The organism is Shimia sp. R9_3 (assembly GCF_017743755.1).
Classification (GTDB): domain Bacteria; phylum Pseudomonadota; class Alphaproteobacteria; order Rhodobacterales; family Rhodobacteraceae; genus Shimia.
The window spans coordinates 754,998-770,188 of record NZ_JAGHRP010000001.1; the positions used below are offsets into that span (position 1 = coordinate 754,998).

The 15,191-nt window shown below is 62.3% G+C and carries 17 protein-coding genes; 2 read left to right on the top strand and 15 right to left on the bottom strand.

The window, feature by feature from the left end:
• Position 1 precedes the first annotated feature (1 nt).
• The 4 genes from J7412_RS03480 to J7412_RS03495 all read right to left on the bottom strand — a co-directional run bounded on the left by J7412_RS03480 (position 2) and on the right by J7412_RS03495 (position 4,346).
• Entirely contained in the window at positions 2–949 is a 948-nt protein-coding gene (locus tag J7412_RS03480) for an ABC transporter permease (protein WP_209077126.1), read from the bottom strand.
• 45 nt (positions 950–994) lie between these two features.
• Positions 995–1,402 carry a cupin domain-containing protein gene (locus J7412_RS03485; RefSeq protein WP_209059475.1) on the bottom strand — a complete coding sequence of 136 codons (408 nt, stop codon included), beginning with the start codon at positions 1,400–1,402 and terminating at the stop codon, positions 995–997.
• A gap of 70 nt (positions 1,403–1,472) precedes the next feature.
• Positions 1,473–2,975, bottom strand: coding sequence for an ABC transporter substrate-binding protein (locus tag J7412_RS03490; protein WP_209077128.1), 1,503 nt, complete (start codon positions 2,973–2,975; stop codon positions 1,473–1,475).
• A 72-nt stretch (positions 2,976–3,047) separates the two neighbouring features.
• A complete protein-coding gene (locus tag J7412_RS03495) occupies positions 3,048–4,346 on the bottom strand; it encodes an acetylornithine deacetylase/succinyl-diaminopimelate desuccinylase family protein (protein WP_209077130.1) in 1,299 nt (432 codons plus the stop codon).
• A gap of 148 nt (positions 4,347–4,494) precedes the next feature.
• Between J7412_RS03495 and J7412_RS03500 the strand changes: the two genes are divergently transcribed.
• Complete coding sequence (locus tag J7412_RS03500; protein ID WP_247743732.1) at positions 4,495–5,028, top strand: PAS and helix-turn-helix domain-containing protein; 534 nt, start codon at positions 4,495–4,497, stop codon at positions 5,026–5,028.
• Positions 5,029–5,276: 248 nt separating this feature from the next.
• Positions 5,277–7,130, top strand: coding sequence for a dihydroxy-acid dehydratase (gene ilvD / locus J7412_RS03505; RefSeq protein ID WP_209059488.1), 1,854 nt, complete (start codon positions 5,277–5,279; stop codon positions 7,128–7,130).
• 98 nt (positions 7,131–7,228) lie between these two features.
• On the opposite strand, the gene J7412_RS03510 is transcribed toward ilvD, so the two are convergent.
• The 11 genes from J7412_RS03510 to J7412_RS03560 form a co-directional block, all read right to left on the bottom strand.
• Positions 7,229–7,561 (bottom strand): hypothetical protein, encoded by a 333-nt coding sequence (locus J7412_RS03510; protein WP_209077135.1) that lies wholly within the window; start codon positions 7,559–7,561, stop codon positions 7,229–7,231.
• 129 nt (positions 7,562–7,690) lie between these two features.
• A complete protein-coding gene (locus J7412_RS03515; RefSeq protein WP_209077137.1) occupies positions 7,691–8,860 on the bottom strand; it encodes a thiolase family protein in 1,170 nt (389 codons plus the stop codon).
• Positions 8,841–10,346 (bottom strand): AMP-binding protein, encoded by a 1,506-nt coding sequence (locus J7412_RS03520; protein ID WP_209077139.1) that lies wholly within the window; start codon positions 10,344–10,346, stop codon positions 8,841–8,843. Before J7412_RS03520 ends, J7412_RS03515 begins: the two co-directional genes overlap by 20 nt.
• Before the next feature lie 8 nt (positions 10,347–10,354).
• Positions 10,355–10,903 carry a biotin transporter BioY gene (locus J7412_RS03525; RefSeq protein WP_209059507.1) on the bottom strand — a complete coding sequence of 183 codons (549 nt, stop codon included), beginning with the start codon at positions 10,901–10,903 and terminating at the stop codon, positions 10,355–10,357.
• A 103-nt stretch (positions 10,904–11,006) separates the two neighbouring features.
• A complete protein-coding gene (locus J7412_RS03530) occupies positions 11,007–11,603 on the bottom strand; it encodes an energy-coupling factor transporter transmembrane protein EcfT (protein ID WP_209077140.1) in 597 nt (198 codons plus the stop codon).
• The gene (locus J7412_RS03535) at positions 11,603–12,277 is read right to left on the bottom strand and encodes an ATP-binding cassette domain-containing protein (protein WP_209077143.1); all 675 of its coding nucleotides are present in this window, start codon (positions 12,275–12,277) and stop codon (positions 11,603–11,605) included. The genes J7412_RS03530 and J7412_RS03535 overlap by 1 nt, the downstream gene beginning before the upstream one ends.
• 134 nt (positions 12,278–12,411) lie before the next feature.
• Positions 12,412–13,050, bottom strand: coding sequence for an urease accessory protein UreG (gene ureG / locus J7412_RS03540; RefSeq protein WP_209077146.1), 639 nt, complete (start codon positions 13,048–13,050; stop codon positions 12,412–12,414).
• 17 nt (positions 13,051–13,067) lie between these two features.
• Positions 13,068–13,712 (bottom strand): urease accessory protein UreF, encoded by a 645-nt coding sequence (locus J7412_RS03545; RefSeq protein ID WP_209077547.1) that lies wholly within the window; start codon positions 13,710–13,712, stop codon positions 13,068–13,070.
• The gene (ureE, locus tag J7412_RS03550) at positions 13,702–14,217 is read right to left on the bottom strand and encodes an urease accessory protein UreE (RefSeq protein WP_209077148.1); all 516 of its coding nucleotides are present in this window, start codon (positions 14,215–14,217) and stop codon (positions 13,702–13,704) included. Before ureE ends, J7412_RS03545 begins: the two co-directional genes overlap by 11 nt.
• Before the next feature lie 25 nt (positions 14,218–14,242).
• Positions 14,243–14,467, bottom strand: a complete 225-nt coding sequence (locus J7412_RS03555) for a DUF1127 domain-containing protein (protein WP_209059535.1) — start codon at positions 14,465–14,467, stop codon at positions 14,243–14,245.
• Positions 14,468–14,604: 137 nt separating this feature from the next.
• Positions 14,605–15,189 (bottom strand): hypothetical protein, encoded by a 585-nt coding sequence (locus J7412_RS03560; RefSeq protein WP_209077149.1) that lies wholly within the window; start codon positions 15,187–15,189, stop codon positions 14,605–14,607.
• Positions 15,190–15,191 lie beyond the last annotated feature (2 nt).

A 15,191-nucleotide genomic window follows, 5' to 3' on the forward strand; every position in this document is an offset into this window, starting at 1 on the left:
CTCATGTGCGGGACCTCAGGCGGGGATCAATCGCGGCGTAGGCGAGATCGACGAGGAAGGTGACGAGGATCACCAAGAACACCAGCAGCATGACCACGCTTTCCACCACAATGAGGTCGCGGGCGGAGATCGACTGGAAGATCAGACGGCCGAGGCCGGGCAGGAAGAAGACCTGTTCGATGATGATGGCGCCTGCGAGCAGGAAGGAAAACTGCATGCCGATGATGGTCAGCACCGGGATCATGGCGTTGCGCAGTCCGTGGCGCAGCAGGGCCTGACGGCGGGAGAGACCCTTGGCGCGGGCGGTGCGCATGAAGTCTTCGCCGAGCACATCTAGAAGCGAGGAGCGCATGACGCGGGCGAGGATGGCGGATTGCGGCAGCGCCAGTGCGATGGCGGGCAGGGTGAGAGATTTCATCGCCGCACCAAAGCCTTTTTCCCAACCAACAAAGCCCCCAGCAGAGAACCAGCGCAGGTTGATGGCAAAGATCAGAACCAGCATCATCGCAAACCAGAAGTTTGGCACGGCGATGCCAAATTGGGTGGCCCCCATCACCGCCATGTCGCCAGCCTTGCCGCGGCGGGAGGCGGCGTAGATGCCTGCGGGGAAGGCAATCAGGGTGGAGAGCGTGAGCGCATAGAGCGCCAGTGGCAGCGAGACCCAGATGCGGTCTCCGATCATCTCTGTCACAGGTGTGCGGTAGGTGTAGGAGAGACCAAAGTCGCCCTGCAACATGCCGCCCACCCATGTGAGGTAGCGCTCAAACTTGGGCACATCCAGACCCAGCTCTGCGCGCAGGGCTGCGATGGTGTCGGGCTGGGCATTGAGACCCAGCATGAAGCTCGCCGGATCGCCGGGCACCACCTCGATCACAAAGAAGATCACGAGGGAGGCCACGATCAGGCTGAGCCCTAAAGAGAGCGCGCGTTTGAGAGTGTAGCGGAGCATTTGGGTGTTAGAGTGGTTGGTTTCAGATCGTTGCGGCGGCGGGCATCAGGTTGGTGGTGTCAGGTAGTCTGCGTCGGTGACATGTTCGAGCCAGTCCGCGCCGGAGCCGTCTTTGACCTGTTGCATGGCAAGATGGCACATGCCGGTTTCAGGTGCGGCGCCGTGCCAATGCTCCACACCGGGTTCGATCCAGATGGTGTCACCGGGGCGGATGGTGCGGGGGGCTTCGCCGCGCAGGGCAATCAGACCGACGCCGGAGAGCACATGCAGGGTCTGGCCCACGGGATGGGTGTGCCAGGCGGTGCGCGCGCCGGGCTCAAAGGTGACACGTGCGGCAAAGAGCTCAGACGGCGGGCGGCTTTCGGTGATCGGGTCAAGACGCACCGTGCCTGTGAAATACTCCGGAGCGCCTGCGCGGCTTGGCAGGCTCCCGGCGGGGATATGGTCGATCATGGCAAAGACCCTTCTAGGTCAATGAGGCAAATGCCGGAGCCGCGCGCGGGCGGCTCCGGTCAGGAGGGTGTTACTCTGCCCAGGTGACAGCGGTGAGATCGGTGGCTTGGGTGGGCTGGTTTTCCCAGAGGCCCTGCACGCCCGCTTTGGCGATGGTGGGGAAAGCCAGCTGGAAGAGGTAGCCGTTCACATAGTCCTCGGAGATCATGGTCTGTGCCACTTTCAAAAGCGCGCTGCGTTCGGCGGGCAGGGTCGCTTTGTTCAGGGTTTCCATGATCTGCTGGAACTCCGGGTTGTCATACTGGAAGTAATAATCCGGCCGGGCATAGATGCCGATGTCAAAGGGCTCGGTGTGGCTGACGATGGTCAGACCGTAGTCTTTGCCGCGGAAGACCTGCTCCAGCCATTGCGCCCATTCGAGATTGGAAATCTCGGTCTCAATGCCCACGGCGCGCAGTTGGGCTGCGATGATCTCACCGCCACGGCGGGCATAGGAGGGTGGGGGCAGTTTCAGTGTGGTGCTGAAGCCATCGGCAAAGCCTGCTTCGGCCAGAAGCTGTTTGGACAGTTCCGGATCGTATTGGGAGTTGCCGGTCAGATCGACGTAGTCCGGATTGTGCGGCGCAAAATGGGTGCCAATCGGGGTGCCAAGACCAAACATGGCCCCGTCGATGATCGCTGAGCGATCAATCGCATGGGCGATGGCTTTGCGCACTTTCACATTGTCGAGCGGTGGCTGCTGGTTGTTGGTGGAGAGGATGGTCTCCCCCTCAGAGCTGCCCACCAGCACCTGAAAGCGCGGATCGGCCTCAAACTGTGGCAGCGCCTCAGGCGTTGGGAAGCCGGCAAAGACATCAATGTCTTCGGCCATCATCGCGGCAAAGGCGGCGGTGGGATCAGAGATGAATTTGAAGGTCACATCTGTGAGCGCGGCGGGCGTGCCCCAATAGGCCTCGTTGCGGGTCAGCGTGATCTGATCGCCCTGCACCCAGTTTTCAAATTTGAAAGCGCCGGTGCCGATGGGGGTTGTCTTGATGTCCTCGATGGTTTCAGGGGCCACGATCACCGCATCGCCCCAAGCCATGTTGAAGAGGAAGCTGCCGTTGGGCGCCTCTAGAGTGATCTTCACGGTGAGCGGATCGACCACGGCAACATCGGTGATCCCGGCAAACAGGGCTTTTTGTGCATTGGCGCTGTCTTCGGCGCGGGCACGATCCAGCGAGAACTTCACATCCTCCGCATCCATGGCGCTGCCGTCATGGAAGGTCACCCCTTCGTTGAGCATGAAGGTGTAGGTGAGGCCGTCCTCGGAAATCTCCCAGCTTTTGGCGAGGCCCGGAATGACCGCACCGTCGCTGGCAAAGCGGGTGAGCCCCTCAAAGACGTTGGAATAAAGCACGCTGTCGATCGCGCCTGCGGCGGCGGAGGTCGGGTCCAGATGCGGTGGCTCCAGCTGCAGGGCCACGGTGAGGTCGGTCTGTGCCATGGACGCGCCCGCAAATAGAGCTGCGGTGAGGGCGGTTGTGCTGGCGATCAGGCGTGTGCGGGCCAGCTTTGACGTGTGAAGTGTCATTTTATCTCTCCCTTATCTTATTGGTTTTTATTATTTTTGGGCACAGCCTCGGAGGAGGCAGGCCGGATAAATCTATGTAGCATCTTCTGACGGCAACAAAAGCTGAGTCAGGCTATGGGCCATGACTTTGGCGCTGTCGACCATATCGTCGATGCCGATGTATTCGTCTGGTTTGTGGGCCAATTCCAAAATACCCGGCCCATAGGCGATACAGTTTCTGAGCTTGCCGATGCGATCAATATGTTTTTGATCATAGGTGCCGGGGCTGGCGACATAATCGGGTGATTTTCCAAGCACATCCTGAATGGCGCGGTCCACGGTGGTGACAACAGGCGCGGCGCGGTCTGTCATGGAAGGTGCGACATGGTTGAGTTCGCGCATTTCATAGCGGAAGTTCTCGCGCTGGGCGGAGAGGTCGTTGAGCAGGCCTTGCACTTCGCCTGCGACCCCGGCGTGGTTTTCCTCGGCCAGATAGCGGCGGTCGATCACGATGCGGCAGCTGTCGGGCACGCAGTGGGCGGGCAGGCCGGTGAAATCTTCGGGCATCTCGGGCTGGCCGCCGTGGATTGAGTTGATGTTCATGGTGGAGGAACGCGCACCTTCGGGCACCACCGGCATATCGGTGCGCCGGGCCGCCATGGCGGGGAAAAGATCGCTCTCAAACTTGTCGAGTACCGCCCCCATGTGGCGCACCGCGCAATCGCCAAGGAAGGGCATGGAGCCATGGGCGATTTCGCCGAAGGTTTCGATTTCCGCCCACCAGCCACCGCGGTGGCCCAGGCAAATGCGGTCTTTGTTGAGCGGTTCGGGGATGATCACATGCTGCACCCGTTCCGGCGCAAAGAAGCCGCGCTCTGCCAGAAAGGCCACGCCGCCGTAGCCGCCGCTTTCTTCATCGGCCGTGCCGGAGATTTCGATGGCGCCGCAGAAATCCGGAAATTCGGCGATGAAGGCTTCGGCGGCGATGATGGAGGCAGCCAGCCCACCTTTCATGTCACAAGCCCCGCGCCCGTAGATTTTGCCGTCTGACACCTGCCCGCCGAAGGGGTCAAAGGTCCAGCCGTGGCCAACCTCGACCACATCGGTGTGGCTGTTGAAATGCACGCATTCGCCGGGGTGATGGCCTTCTTTGCGGGCCAGAACATTCCAGCGGGGGTATTTGTCGCAATCTCCCGGTGCGCCATGGGCGCGGATCAGCTGGGTGTCAAAGCCGTGGCGGGTGAGGCGGGTGTCGAGGTAGTCGCAGATGTCGCGGTAGCACTCGCCGGGCGGGTTGAGTGTTGGGATGCGGATCAGATCCTGGGTCAGGGCTATCAGCTCTTCGCGCATGGCGTCGATGCGCGTCATCAAACGGTCTGTGTCAAAGGGCATGGCAAAACCTCGGCTGCTGACGGGTGTGGATAGCTGGGGAGCCTCCGGCGGGGATATTTCGGGCAAGAGGAAAAGCTGTGTTGGCAGAATGGCTTGCGAGTGGATACGGTATCAATACCGTAGGATTACGGTTTGCGGGGAGCGTATGATGGATTGGGATCTGCTGGCATATGATGCGGCCCCGGTGGGGATCGTGGTGACGCAGCATCGGGTGATCCGCGGCTGCAATGCGAGCTTTGCGCAGATGCTGGGGTATCAGAAGGCGGAGCTGATCGGGCAGTCCTTTCGCCTGCTTTATGGCACCACGGAGGAGTTTGAGCAGGTGCGTGACATTGGGATGGCGCCGCTCCGGGCGGACACGGCCTATAGTGATGAGCGCATGTTGCGGCGGCGTGACGGCGGGCAGATCTGGTGCCGGTTTCGCGCACAGACGCGCACGCCGGAAGATCCGCTGGCGCAGCTGGTGATGAGCATCGCGGTGATCCATGACGGCCCGCCCCTGTCGCTGAGCGCGCGGCAGCGGCAGGTGGTGAGCGGCCTTGGGCGCGGGCTGACCAGCAAGGAGATCGCCCGTGAGCTGGGGCTGTCGCCGAGGACCGTGGAAGACGTGCGTGCGCGGCTGTTGAAGCGGTTTGAGGTGAAGAACGCCGCAGAGCTGCTGGCGCATCTGACGGTTGGGTAGAATGGTTGGGAGAACGGAAGGGCGCGGGCTCCGACGGGCCTTTGTGTTTTGCGCCCAGACGGTGGTTTCCAAGCAGGAGGTTGCAGGTTTTGCGCGAGTTGCGTTGTTTTCGCAATTTTGGCGGGGTGTTTCTGGCAATAAAATTTCCGAACATACTTGCATTTCGGCCCCTTGAATGGCACCCGTTCAGACCAGAAATGAAAGGGGCGCCCACGTGGGTGCCAACGCCATCCTCAGGAGAGCACAAAATGCCCGATCTTCGTTCCAAGACCTCCACATTCGGTCGCCGAATGGCGGCTGCGCGCGCGCTATGGCGGGCGACGGGTATGAAAACTGAGGACTTCGGCAAGCCGATTGTGGCTGTGGTCAACTCCTTTACCGAATTTGTGCCCGGCCACGTGCACCTCAAGGACATGGGCCAGCTGGTGGCGCGTGAAATCGAGAAAGCCGGTGGTGTGGCCAAAGAGATGAACACCATTGCGGTAGATGACGGCATCGCAATGGGCCATGACGGGATGCTCTATTCCCTGCCAAGCCGCGAAGTGATCGCCGACTCAGTGGAGTATATGGCCAATGCCCATTGCGCCGATGCGCTGGTCTGTATTTCCAACTGTGACAAGATCACCCCCGGTATGCTGATGGCGGCGATGCGCCTGAACATTCCGGCGATCTTTGTGTCCGGTGGCCCGATGGAAGCCGGTAAGGTGATCCTGAAAGACGGCGAGCACAAGGCTGACCTTGTGACCGCGATTGTGGGCGCGACCGACGAAGACCGCAGCCAGGAAGAGGTGGATAAGCTCGAGCGCTCCGCCTGCCCGACCTGTGGCTCCTGCTCCGGCATGTTCACCGCAAACTCCATGAACTGTCTGGCCGAAGCGCTGGGTCTGGCGCTGCCGGGCAACGGCTCGCTGCTGGCGACCCACTCCAAACGCCGCGGGCTGTTTGAGGAAGCCGGTCACAAGATCATCGAGCTGTGTGACCGCTGGTACAAAGAAGGTGACGAGACCGCGCTGCCCCGTGGCATTGCGAATTTCAAAGCCTTTGAGAACGCCATGGCGCTCGATATTGCCATGGGCGGGTCCACCAACACCGTGCTGCACCTCTTGGCGATTGCCCATGAGGGTGGTGTGGATTTCACCATGGCGGATATGGACCGTCTGAGCCGAGAGATCCCGCATCTGAGCAAAGTGGCGCCTTCGACACCGAAGTACCACATGGAAGACGTGCACCGCGCAGGCGGTATTGCGCGGATCATGGGGGAGCTGGAACGCGAAGGCAAAATCCACCGGGATTGCGCCACCGTGCATGAGCGCACCGTGGGCGAGTTCATCGACAAATGGGATGTGCGCCGCGAAACCGCGGGCAATGAAGCGCGCGATCTGTTCATCGCGGCCCCCGGTGGTGTGCGCACCACGGAAGCCTTCAGCCAGTCACGCATGTACACTGAGCTTGATCTTGATATCGAAGACGGCTGCGTGCGCGACTTTGCCAATGCCTACTCTCAGGAAGGCGGCCTCTGCGTGCTGTTTGGCAACATTGCGGAGCAGGGCTGTATCCTGAAGACCGCAGGCGTGATCAAAGAGATGTACGAGTTTGAAGGCACCGCAAAGGTCTTTGAATCCATGGAAGACGCGATGCATGGCATTCTGCAGAATGAGGTGAAGCCTTATTCCGTGGTGGTGATCCGCTATGAGGGTCCGAAAGGTGGTCCGGGCATGCAGGAAATGCTCTATCCAACCGCTTACCTCAAATCCAAGAAGCTCGACACCACCTGTGCGCTGTTGACCGATGGCCGCTTCTCTGGCGGCACCGCCGGTCTGTCGATTGGCCACGCTTCGCCGGAAGCGGCGGAGAAAGGCGTGATTGGTTTGGTGGAAGATGGCGATAAGATCAAAATCTCTGTGCCAAACCGCACCATCCATCTGGATGTGAGCGACGAGGAGCTGCAGCGCCGCCGTGACAACCACCCGCAGGCGGACAAGAAGTTCTGGAAAGCCGAAGGGCGTCCTCGTGCGGTGTCCAAGGCACTGAAAGTCTATGCGGCGCATGTGTCCAACGCCTCGCTGGGCGCCGTGCGCATGCTGGATGACGAAGACGAGTAAGCACGTCTGATATGAGATAAAGAGACGGGGTCGCATATGCGGCCCCGTTTTGGTTTTGAGGGCGCATTTCGAGTGTATGCGCCGATAGAGCTGTGGGCCTATTGGATGGTCCAGGTCGATGTGCGACCTTGTTGATTGTCAAAGGTGATCTGATCACCGTCCAGTGTGGCGACCTGACACTCCGTTCCCGCAAACCGCTCAGGTTTTGTGAGGGTTCGGCAATATTTGCCTTCTCGCTCTTCCCAGACACCTTCGATGCCATCGCCAGAGACGGAACCGTCAGAGCCAAGCACGACTGAGGTGTTGCCACTCACAAGAGTCTTGTCGACTACGGAGAGCCATGCGGGCGCATCTGATGGTGGGGTTGGCGCGGTGTCACATGCGGTGAGACCGAAGGCAGCAATGGTGGAGAGAATTAGAAAATGTTTCATAGCAAAGGTACCAATCATTAAACAAACTAAGTGCCGGAGATTATGGTGGTGTTCGGGAAAATGACAAGAAAAAGGTTGTGCATCAGCGGGTTACCCGCTTTGCGCGATTTGGCTGTCGGCACTTAAAATCTAAAGGCGTGTGGGCTGGAAAGCGGCTGTTAGGCCTTGGCCGCCGCCGATGCCGATCATGGCCATGGCCAGGGCGTTTTCTGGCGGTGTTTGGCGGATGAGCTGGCTGAACAGGCGCACCACGAGGATTGCGCCGGAGGCTCCGAAAGGGTGGCCAAGGGCGATGGCACCGCCGTCTTGGTTGGGCAGGGTCTCGTCGATCCCCAGCGCGTCGAGGCTGGCCAGCACCTGCGCGGCGAAGGCTTCGTTGAACTCCAGATGGGTGAGGTCAGAGAGGCGCTGGTTTGGGTGGTGCTTGAGCAGTTTTTTGGTGGAGGCGACGGGGCCGATGCCGAGGATATTGGGGTCTACGCCCGCCGCTGCGCCACCGAGGTAAGCAAGCGCTTTGCTGTGGCCGAGGGCGCGGGCTTTGGCGGCACTGGTGATCAGGAGGGCGGCGGCTCCGTCGTTGAGCGGGCAGGCGTTGCCGACGGTGACACTGCCGCCTTGGGTGAAGGCGGGGCGCAGGCGGGCGAGGCGCGCGGCCGTCATGCTGTCGCGGATGCATTCGTCGGTGGCGTGGCCTGCGATGGGGGTGATTTCACCGGTGAAACGACCGGCATCGCGGGCTTTTGCAGCGCGTTCTTGGGAGCGCAGGGCGAAGGCGTCTTGGCGGGCGCGGGAGATGTTGAATTCATTTGCCACCGTGTCGGCGGCAGCGCCCATGTCGGGATCGCCGATCGCGTCAGGGGAAAAGCGCGCGCGTTTGTAGCTGTGTTCGGGCAGGCTGCCGCTGGCGGGCAGGTTGCGCAGGGGCGCGCGGCTTTGGCTTTCCACGCCGCCTGCGAGATAGGTTGTGCCTGCGCCTGCCATGATGAGGTGGCAGGCCATCATAACGGCCTCAAGGCCGGAGCCGCATTGGCGATCCACAGTGACGCCGGGGATGGAGGTGGGGAAACCTGCGTGTAGTGCGGCGAGGCGGGCCACGTTGCCGCCGGGCCCTGCGGCGTTGCCGAGGATCACGTCGTCGAGCTGGTCAGCGGAGAGGTGCGCGTCAGCGAGGGTAGCTTGCAGCACGGGAGCGGCGAGGTCTTCCACCTCAAGGGAGGCAAACATGCCGCCTGCGCGGCCGATGGCGCTGCGCCGGGCGGCGATAATGACCGGTTGTCGCTCAGGTGGCAGCAGGGACAAGGCGCGCGTCCTTTTTGCTGAGCCATGAAAGCAGGCGGCCGCGATCGGGTTTGCCGGAGCTGGTGAGGGGCCAGTCTTGCGTGCGGTAGAAATGGCGCGGGAGTTTGTAGCGCGGCAGACGGATGGCGAGCTGGGAGCGGAGCTCGTCGAGCGGGGTGTCGCCCTCGACAATGGCGACCAGTTCCTGACCGCGTGACTGATGGGCGACGCCGAGGACCACGGCGGCAGTGAGGCCGGGGATTTCGGAGAGCGCGGTTTCGATTTCCTGCGGGTAGACGTTGTGGCCTGCGGTGATGACCATACCGCCTTCGCGGCCCAAGAGGCTGAGGCTGCCGTCGTTGTTGAGCTTGCCCACGTCGCCGACAGTGGCCCATGGGCCTTCGCGGCGGAAGCCGGAGTTGCGCCCGCCCCAGAGATAGCTGTCGATTGCCAGATCGCCGCGCACAAAGATGGTGCCAGCTTCGCCCTGCGCAACCTCTTGGCCGTTCTGGCGCAGAGAGAGTTCGACGTGGGGGAAGGGGCGGCCCACGGAATGGGCAGGGGCAGAAGAGCTGTCGCGGCCGTGGGTGTTGAGGCTGACAAAGCCCAGCTCGGACGCCCCGTAGTATTCATGCACACGTGCGCGGGGGAAGAAGGCGCGGGCTTTTTCCAAGAGTGCCGGGTCGAGCTTGGCCCCGGCGGTGGTGATCTCAACGATCTGGTTGAGCGGCGTGCCGTGGCAGAGCGCGCCCAAGAGGCTCGGTACAGCGACGATGCGGCGGGTCTCTGCCATGGCTGCATGGGCGGCGGCGAGGTCGAATTTCGGCAGGGCGTGGAAGGCGGCTCCGAGTTCCAGTGTTTCGGCGAGTGCATAAAGCGTGATGCCGTGGGCGAGCGGGCCGGGGGCAAATGTGTTGCTTTGCTCGGTCAGCGCAAAGGCGAGGCGGCTGGCATCGAGCGAGGCGCGCCAGCTGTGGCGGGCGCGGGCAAAGGCCTTGGGCTCGGATGTGGTGCCGGAGGTGAAGCCAACCATGAAGATTGCGCGGGGATCGGTGAAAGGGATCTCGGCAGGGGCGGTGAGGAAGGCGTCAAAATCGGCGGTGTCGATGCGGATGGCGGGGATGCCGAGGCGTTCGGCTGCGGCGATCAGGGCGGTCTGGCTGGAGAGGCAGAACAGCGCATCGGGGGGGAGTTTGGCCAGCACGCGCTGGTGCAGGGCGTCGGGCCACTGCGGATCAAGCAGGGTGACGGCGTGGGGCGTGGCCAGTGCTGTGGCGAGCAGGGCAGGCGCGTTGGGGTGGTTGCCCGCAGAGAGGGCAAAGTTGCGTGCGCCTTCGGGCAAGCTCAGATCAGCGCGCGGCTGGGCGGGCAGAGCGCTGAGGGCGGCGTGCAGGCGTTGCAGCTTGCGGTGCAGCGCGCCGTAGGTCAGGCGGGTCTTGGAAAGCGCAACCGCCAGCGCGTCGGGGCGCTGGCGGGCGTGATGATCTATTGCGTGGCGTAAAGGCAAGCGCGTCCTCAGAGGGCTGGAAAGGCGCGGCGCAGACCGCGGGCGATCACTGTCGCCAGCACCACCTTTACCAGATCGCCGGGGACATAGGCCACCATGATCGCGAGGGATTTGGTCATGCCCAGTTTGCCGATGAACGCCATCCAAGGAATGCCTGCGGCATACATCAGAACGATGCCGCCAAGGGCCACATTCAGACCTGTTTTAAAGGCGCTGTTGTCGGTGTCGCGCTCCACCAGGTAGCCGATCAGGGCGGCGCAAAGCGGCCATGCCAGCAGGAAACCACCGGAGGTGCCGATCAGCACACCAAAGCCGCCGCGGCCACCGGACAGAAGCGGCAGGCCCACGGCCACCAGCGCGATGAAGAGCAGGAGCGCAAGGCCGCCGCGTTTGGACCCGAGCACGGCACCGGCGAGCATTACGCCCAGCGACTGAGCGGTGATCGGAGGCAGGGCGGCGCCTGCGAAATGGATCGGGGGCATCAGGCCAAGTGCGGCGGTGAGGGCGGCAAAAAGTGCGATATAGACGATGTCTTTGGTCGCGAAGCCTTGTTTCATTGCGGTGTCCATCTGATCCGTCCCTTGTCAGAAATCTGTTTGGCGGGAGGGGTGCGCAAAAGCCGTTGGGTGCTCAAGGGCATGAGGCGCTAACGGGGCGGACTTAGGAACGATATCCTCTGGAATCGATGGCATCAGAAATATCATCCGCCATCTTAATGGCACGGATCGCCATGGGCATGGCCACGGCAATCACCGAGCGCTCCAGTCCGCGCGCCTTCTGAGCCTCGCGCACGTCACGCATGATCTGCGCCAGAACCGGAATGAAGCGCAGCGCCAGAGAGATCGCGAGGCTGACCTTCGCGGGGTTGACGCCAAAGGGGCGCAGGATGCTGAGCGCGCGTGTCATGGTGTCGATCATATCCGAGGAGCGCGTGGTCAGGGTCACGAGACTGGCCAGCAGGATCAGGGCGGCGAGGCGCAGCACCACATAGGCCGCCAGTGTGAGACCGGAGAAATACCATTGCACCGCAAAGAAGAGCACAAAGATCCACAAAAGCGGGCGGATCTGGGCAAAGGCCTGTTTCAGGGTGAGCTGCGCCAGCGGGTAGAGCGCAAGGATCGCCAGCGTGGCGGCGGCGGTCACGACCAAGCTCTGGTTGATAAAGAGCAGGGTGGCGCCCGCCATCAGCGCCGCCATTTTGACCGCGGGGCGCATGCGGTGCAGCGGAGAGTGGCCGGGGGAGTAGAGATCCAGCATCAGGCCATGAGCTCCTGATAGGCGGGGATGACCTCGGCAGGCGGCCCGTCGGCAAAGACGCGGCCCTCATCAATGGCGATCACGCGGTCATAATCGGCGATCAGATCAAGATCATGTGTGACCATGATGACGGTTTGGGACAGTGCAGCCACGGCGCGGGCGATGCGGCGCTTGTTGCGCAGATCCAGCAGCGTGGTGGGTTCGTCCATCACCACGATGTCGGGGTTCATCACCAGCACGCCGGAGATGGCGATCAGCTGTTTCTGCCCGCCTGAGAGCAGATGGGCGGGGTGTTCGCGCAGCTCGCTCAGATCATAGCGGGCGAGGATTTCATCGGTTTTGGCGGCGATTTCAGCAGTGGAGAAGCCGCAGTTTTTCATGCCAAAGGCGAGATCTTCCTCAACCACGGGCATGACGATCTGATTGTCGGGGTTCTGGAAGACAAAGCCGACCTTGCGGCGCACTTCACGTCCTTTTTTGCGGGTGTTGAGCCCGTCGATCAGCACATCGCCTGAGGAGGGCAGGGCAAGTCCATTGAGGAGGCGCGCGAGGGTGGATTTGCCGGAGCCGTTGGCCCCGATGATGGCGATGCGGCGCTCAGACAGGGTGAGCGAAAGGTCATTGAGGACCTCGCGGTCGCCAAAAGAGAGGCTGACGTTTTGAAGCTCGATCATGGGGGTCCCGCCGGTTGCTGCCTGCTGCGCTCATAGCGCGGGGCGCGCGCCGGTTGAAGCGGAGGATGCCTCCGGCGGGGATATTTCGGGAATGAGAAGCCCTGAGGGGCGTGTTTGGCGGGAAAGTTTTCCGCTTAGTCGGCCATGAGGGCGGGGACGCCGCCGATTTCGCCGATCAGGGGTAGCAGGGCCTCAAGCCCCTTGCCGTGCCGCAGGGAGGTAAAGAGGAAAGGGCGGGTGCCGCGCATTTTGCCAGCGTCGCGCTCCATCACTTCCAGCGAGGCGCCAACATAGGGCGCAAGATCGGTTTTGTTGATCACCAGAATGTCGGAGCGGGTGATGGCGGGGCCGCCTTTGCGGGGGATCTCTTCGCCGGCGGCTGTGTCGATCACATAGATGGTGAGATCGGCCAGTTCGGGGCTGAAGGTGGCGGAGAGGTTGTCGCCGCCGGATTCGATCAGCACGATGTCGAGATCGGGGATCTCTTTGGTCAGCTCGTCAATGGCGGCGAGGTTGATGGAGGCGTCTTCGCGGATCGCGGTATGCGGGCAGCCGCCGGTTTCCACACCTTTGATGCGATCCAGAGGCAGCACCTGCTGGCGCATCAGTTCCTCGGCGTCTTCGCGGGTGTAGATGTCATTGGTGACCACGGCGATGGAGAGCTTGTCGCGCAGGGCACGGCAAAGGTTGGCAGTGAGTGTGGTTTTGCCGGCGCCGACGGGGCCGCCGATGCCGATGCGGAGCGGGCCATGAGGAGAAGCGGAGGAGGTCATGTGGGTTTCCTGTGAGGTTAGGACCGGAACAGCCGGGAGTATTGGGTTTCATGCCGCATCGAGGCGATGTCGGAGGCAAATGTGGTGGCGGCGATGGCGGAGAGCGGCTCGGTGATCGCCTGATCTGCGATGGATTGGCACAGCGGGGTGAGGGCGGTGAGCACGCTTTGCGCCTCGGTCTGTCCCAAAGGCACAAGCCGGGTGGCGGCGGAGGTGAGGTTGGCGGCAAAGGCGTGCAGGAAGAAGCGGGCGGTCTCTGGCAGCGGCAGGTCTTGCAGGCGCGCGGCGCGGCCCACGGCCACCGGATAGGTGAGCTGTGTCAGGTCGAGGTCGTGAATGGCGCTGGCGGTGCGCACAAAGGCCGCGCCCTGCTGATCGGTTTCCAACAGACGCTCGGCAGATGGTGCAAGCGCGCGGGCAAGATCGTCCGCCTCGGTCAGGGCGGTTAGATCGTCAGCGTTGTAAGCGGCGGCGAGCAGGATCACGTCGTTGTGGCCTGCGCCATGCACAAGCGTGTCCCGCAGCCAATCCGAAAAGCTGGCGGCATTGTGGACCGTGCCGCAATCCACCAGCGCCTCCAGCCCGTGGCTGTAGGTGAAGGCCCCCACCGGATAGGCGGGGGAGAGCCATTGGGCCAATGTGAGGATCGGATCAGTGCTCATGCGGATGGTCATGACCGTGACTGTGGTCATGGGCGTGGTCATGGGCGTGCGGGTGGCTGTGATCGTGGCCATGGGTGCGGCCGTGGCCATAGGCGCCGCCTTCGGGGGTGAAGGGTTCGCAGACCTCTGTCACGGTGGCGCCGAGCAGGGTCAGCATCTCTTTGATCACGTGGTCAGGCTGGATCAGCAGGCGCGCGCTTTCGATCTGGCACGGGGTGTGGCGGTTGCCGACGTGCCAGGCGATGCGGGTGAGATCGGGGGCGGTGACCTGCAGCAGCGGCTCCGGCGCGGCGGTCACGGTGATTTCGCGCCCGTCGGTCAGCACCAGAACACCGCCGTGATCGAGCGATGTGGTCTTGGGCAGATCGACGAGGATGCGGGTGCCGTCTTCCAGCCGCAGGGTTTTGCGGCGCAGGAAGCGGTCTTCGTAGGTCAGGGCCACCTGCCCCGCAGAGGGGGCATGGGCGTGGCCGTGATAGGCGCGGGCGGTTGGCAGAGCGGTCATGACGCCCCCCCGGTTGCCCGCAGGATCAGAGATGCATGTAATCGCGGAAGACGTGCTGCACGATGTCCTCGCGCTTCAGGCCACGTGCGGCCAGCTGGGCGTCGGTCAGTGCGTTCAGTCGGTCGACCTGCTGAATGCGGCTGTTGTTTTCGATCAGCGAAACGAAGCCATTGCCGATTGCGCGGAACGGTGCGGCCAGCACTTTGCCCAGAGTGAGCGGTGCGGCGGATGTTGTGTCGGTCAGTGCCATGATGAACCTCGGTTTGAGTAAAACGTTCGGTCCTCCCCTGGCGCTTTATATGGGGGAAATGGAGGGGCATGTGCACGGGGTCTTTCGTCATAGCTGGCCTGCGTTTGCTGCAATGCAGCGTCAGCGCAGGGTGGGGATTAGTTTGCGGCTTCGATCCGGACATAGACATAGCGGTCTGGCTCTGCGTCTTTGGATTTGGACTCTGAGAGGTAGGAGAAGCCGAGTTCGGGCAGGTAGTGCAGGGTTTCCTGATAGCCGTCGTCGTCATGGTAGATGGCGGTGACAGCGATCATGTCGTAGCTGCAGCCGCCAAGGGTGACCTGTGTCGGCTCCCCGAAGAGGTAGCTTTCGGTGCCGCTGACGACGCCTTCGCTGTCCATGGTCACCACTTTGGTGTCCCAGCGCCCGCCGGCGACCGGAAGCGGCGCTTTTTCGGGCGACAGGGGGTAGCTGTGGGTTCTGCGGGAGCTGGTGATGGCGTTGCCGTCGCTCACATCAAAATACTCCACAAGATAGATGCCTTTGAGCAGGACAAACTTCGACAGCACTTCAGAGCCTTCTTCCCACGCGCCGCGAATGTGGTTTTCGCCGAAAGCCTCATAGGTTTCCACGGTGCCTTCCATGTCGACCAGGCGGATGCCGGTTTCCATGTCAGAAGCGGTTGGGCATTGCGCAGCGAGAGGGCTGGCAAAGTAGGTGAGGGCGAGAAGAAGTGCGCGCATAA

Excerpts from the sequence above, each read along its gene's own strand:
- J7412_RS03480 (WP_209077126.1), bottom strand. The coding sequence starts at position 949 with ATGCTCCGCTACACTCTCAAACGCGCGCTCTCTTTAGGGCTCAGCCTG.
- J7412_RS03485 (WP_209059475.1), bottom strand. The coding sequence starts at position 1,402 with ATGATCGACCATATCCCCGCCGGGAGCCTGCCAAGCCGCGCAGGCGCT.
- J7412_RS03490 (WP_209077128.1), bottom strand. The coding sequence starts at position 2,975 with ATGACACTTCACACGTCAAAGCTGGCCCGCACACGCCTGATCGCCAGC.
- J7412_RS03495 (WP_209077130.1), bottom strand. The coding sequence starts at position 4,346 with ATGCCCTTTGACACAGACCGTTTGATGACGCGCATCGACGCCATGCGC.
- J7412_RS03500 (WP_247743732.1), top strand. The coding sequence starts at position 4,495 with ATGGATTGGGATCTGCTGGCATATGATGCGGCCCCGGTGGGGATCGTG.
- ilvD (WP_209059488.1), top strand. The coding sequence starts at position 5,277 with ATGCCCGATCTTCGTTCCAAGACCTCCACATTCGGTCGCCGAATGGCG.
- J7412_RS03510 (WP_209077135.1), bottom strand. The coding sequence starts at position 7,561 with ATGAAACATTTTCTAATTCTCTCCACCATTGCTGCCTTCGGTCTCACC.
- J7412_RS03525 (WP_209059507.1), bottom strand. The coding sequence starts at position 10,903 with ATGAAACAAGGCTTCGCGACCAAAGACATCGTCTATATCGCACTTTTT.
- J7412_RS03530 (WP_209077140.1), bottom strand. The coding sequence starts at position 11,603 with ATGCTGGATCTCTACTCCCCCGGCCACTCTCCGCTGCACCGCATGCGC.
- J7412_RS03535 (WP_209077143.1), bottom strand. The coding sequence starts at position 12,277 with ATGATCGAGCTTCAAAACGTCAGCCTCTCTTTTGGCGACCGCGAGGTC.
- ureG (WP_209077146.1), bottom strand. The coding sequence starts at position 13,050 with ATGACCTCCTCCGCTTCTCCTCATGGCCCGCTCCGCATCGGCATCGGC.
- J7412_RS03545 (WP_209077547.1), bottom strand. The coding sequence starts at position 13,712 with ATGAGCACTGATCCGATCCTCACATTGGCCCAATGGCTCTCCCCCGCC.
- ureE (WP_209077148.1), bottom strand. The coding sequence starts at position 14,217 with ATGACCGCTCTGCCAACCGCCCGCGCCTATCACGGCCACGCCCATGCC.
- J7412_RS03555 (WP_209059535.1), bottom strand. The coding sequence starts at position 14,467 with ATGGCACTGACCGACACAACATCCGCCGCACCGCTCACTCTGGGCAAA.
- J7412_RS03560 (WP_209077149.1), bottom strand. The coding sequence starts at position 15,189 with ATGCGCGCACTTCTTCTCGCCCTCACCTACTTTGCCAGCCCTCTCGCT.